The 3177-nt window shown below is 39.0% G+C and carries 3 protein-coding genes; all 3 read right to left on the bottom strand.

The annotated features are described in order from the left end of the window. Window positions 1-266: 266 nt before the first annotated feature. Complete coding sequence (locus OQ5_RS21820; RefSeq protein ID WP_016775595.1) at window positions 267-728, bottom strand: PIN domain-containing protein; 462 nt, start codon at window positions 726-728, stop codon at window positions 267-269. Continuing rightward, entirely contained in the window at window positions 728-931 is a 204-nt protein-coding gene (locus OQ5_RS0100400; protein WP_026055046.1) for a hypothetical protein, read from the bottom strand. The genes OQ5_RS21820 and OQ5_RS0100400 overlap by 1 nt, the downstream gene beginning before the upstream one ends. 960 nt (window positions 932-1891) lie before the next feature. Further along, window positions 1892-2626, bottom strand: coding sequence for a subclass B1 metallo-beta-lactamase (bla, locus tag OQ5_RS0100405; protein ID WP_016775597.1), 735 nt, complete (start codon window positions 2624-2626; stop codon window positions 1892-1894). Between the last annotated feature and the right edge of the window lie 551 nt (window positions 2627-3177).

Below are 3177 nucleotides of genomic sequence, written 5' to 3' on the forward strand. Positions count from 1 at the left end.
CGCAAATAAAACATAAATTACACGTGCCAGGTGCTTTTGTTTTGCTGGCCACTAACGTCCCGGCTATATGCGCCTTGGCGTGGCTTTTAGACCATCTGTGACTTTATCAGCTTGAACGCATGGGAAAGGGTAATACGATACCCTCAATATGCTGTGGATGCCACGGCTGGCGTATAATAGCTTTGTTGCCCACCGTTTTATTCTTCGGTATGTGTGTGTTTTTTATTCTATTTGACCTAATAATCTGATAGTAATATAGTATGAAATCAGTGTTTTTTCTTTCGTAATTCCTTCTCAATGAATAAATCGTATAATTCATTAGTCGATATTGTTCTGAAATATTTTTTCTTTTTTAATCCTACACTTAATTTTTTATCGCCAGTCCACAATTTTGAGCCAAGATGGTTTGTCAAAGCGACAAACAAAATATCATCTTCATCGATATCTTTAGTTAATCTCGTGGCTTTTTCCAAGTCTTGGTCGGAAATCAAGATTTCATCAACGAATTTTATTCTTGAAGCAATATGAGAAAAGGAAGATTCAAACTGAGTTGCGGTTAATCCCGAAATAGATAGTAGTTTATCTTTATGATTAAGAATTTCTTCTTTAAGAAGATTTACGCTGAAAAAGAAAAAATATTTTGAACCGTTTATGATTAGTTGGGCAATTTTCTCCTGTGAATTTAGGATGGCACTAAAAACAATATTTGAGTCAACGACTATTTTCATTACTTATTCCGTTGAGCTTTGAATTTAGTCCACATTTTCTTATTCACGGTTCGAGCCAATTCATCAACTTGCTTTTGAGTAGCTTTTGAATCTGCTGTTTTTTCTTTGTAATCAAGATAATCCAGCATGTTTTGAAGCTCTGTGATATCCATATTTGCTGGTAATCTTACTAATATTTCGTCTTTTGTTCTTTCAAGTATCATACGCGATTCATTTTCCTTAAATATACAAAATTTACTGGAAATTGGCGTCGTTTTTCTTGTTAACCGATAGATGTTTTCAATCATTTTTATAAAATATCCATCTGAAATCATCTCATTATCAATCCATTTCCTACAATGAAGTCCTAAAACGTTTTTTCTGTTTTATGGGGATTTCCAAACTACATTGCACTTTAAATGGTGAGACCGGGTAGACCAGGAGGAGTAAATCCTCCTTTTCCCCTAAGAACCGTACGTGCCAGTTTATGCATTCATAATTAATATTTTAAGGCATGCATGATTTTCAATTCCCATCATACGGCTCAGGCACTTTTAAGGCTAACTCGTTTCTGAGTAAACCCGACAACGAAAAAATGTTCCCTTAGGAATTCTTCTTCCTGGCCGATTGACACCCGCCCCATCCTGTCTGACGGCTAAACAACGTCTTCGTATGGGCTGCGTTAAACGCTCATAACCTGTCAGCTTACCATTTTGGCAGGGAGCGTATCAGTCTTAGTTTTCGCTCTTACGCCTTTACGACAGTTGCGGAATGTTCAAATGTTTTAGCCATGCTCACGCATCTATGCCCTTAATCGGTCTAAGACCCCGATGACAGTCCGCCTTGCGGTTTTCTGCCACGCCCATGGGATACAAAATCCGGGCGATTGGTACACTTATCCCGGGAGTTTCAACCGATAATGGTTCACCCTGTGAAAATATTATTTTACAGGGCAAGCCATACATCCGTCGTCCCGGTAGGATACTATTGGAAGAACAACAGGTTTTATCAAGACCATTGCCTTGTAAAACAATTATATAGAGCTACTTCGTGTCGCAATAACGTTTGGCAATATGGCCAGTGGTGGTTTGCAAGCTAAGTCACTATCCACCGTTACAAACTTTGATGCGGGGCAGGATGCTTCAAACTTCCACATCCCCCGCCATTGGCTAAGTTCGTGATTTTTATTTAATTTTCTCTTTATCAACTAATTCAATCGTATGTGATAATAATTCAATACCTCCAAAATCTCCATGCCCCGGAATCACTGTTTTAATCTCAGGGTATTTTTTCATCACCTTCTCAACCGTTGTATCCCAATCATTTACAACTGCATCTGACAAATTTCCAAGTCCTTTTGAATCAATTGACTTAATCAAGCATCCACCAAAAAGAATCTTTTTATTCGGAATCCAAACCGTAATATTGTCAAATGAGTGTCCTGCCCCGAAAAATCGGCAATCAATTTGTTCTCCGTTAAAATTAAAAGTCAATGAATCCGTGAAAGGTGTCGATGGAATAGGTAATCCAATCTCCTTGCACTTCTCAATTGTCATTGAATTAGCAATTGATTCAATCCCTATACTTTGTAAATACCCCAATCCACCCATGCAATCATCGTGAAAATGGCCAATTATCAATTTAGCCAAATCAACGGACATAGAGACTTTCAAATACTTTGTTAATCTCTCTGTTTTATCATTGTCCATTGGTGTGTCAATCATCAGAGCCTGTCCGTTTCTAATTACAATCAGTCCGTTTGATGGAAATCGTCCGAAATTATCAAGATGATGCCAAGTCACATGGACATAAACAGAATCTTGAAGATGAATCAATTGGATATCGTTATCAATCACAATTTTTTCATTGGACTGTGCGTTGGATGAAAATAATCCAATCAATCCGAATATTAATATCAAAAATCCCTTTTTTATTCATTTTTCTTTTAGTTTAAAGGTTACAAGATGTTCTCCTACCATGACGCAACCGGGTAGGTCAGGAGAAGTAAATCCTCCTTTTCCCCTAAGAACCGTACGTGATAGTTTATGCATTCATAATTAATATTTTAAGGCATGCATGATTTTCAATTCCCATCATACGGCTCTGGCACTTTTAAGGCTAACTCGGTTCTGAGTAAACCCGACAACGAAAAAATGTTCCCTTAGGAATTCTTCTTCCTGGCCGATTGACACCCGCCCCATCCTGTCTGACGGCTGAACAACGTCTTCGTATGAGCTGCGTTAAACGCTCATAACCTGTCAGCTTACTGTCTTGGCAGGGAGCGTATCAGTCCTGGTTTTCGCTCTTATGCCTTTACGACAGCTACGGAATGTTCAAGTGTTTTAGCCATGCTTACGCATCCATGCCCTTAATCGGTCTAAGCCCCCGATGACAGTCCGCCTCACGGTTTTGGGCCACGCCCATGGGATACGAAATCCGGGCGATTGGTACACTTATCCCGGAAGCTTCC

It is taken from the genome of Anaerophaga thermohalophila str. Valhall (assembly GCF_000250735.1).
GTDB lineage: Bacteria > Bacteroidota > Bacteroidia > Bacteroidales > Marinilabiliaceae > Anaerophaga > Anaerophaga thermohalophila_A.

Coding starts and splice junctions, on each gene's coding strand:
- OQ5_RS21820 (WP_016775595.1), bottom strand. CDS start 728: ATGAAAATAGTCGTTGACTCAAATATTGTTTTTAGTGCCATCCTAAAT.
- OQ5_RS0100400 (WP_026055046.1), bottom strand. CDS start 931: ATGATACTTGAAAGAACAAAAGACGAAATATTAGTAAGATTACCAGCA.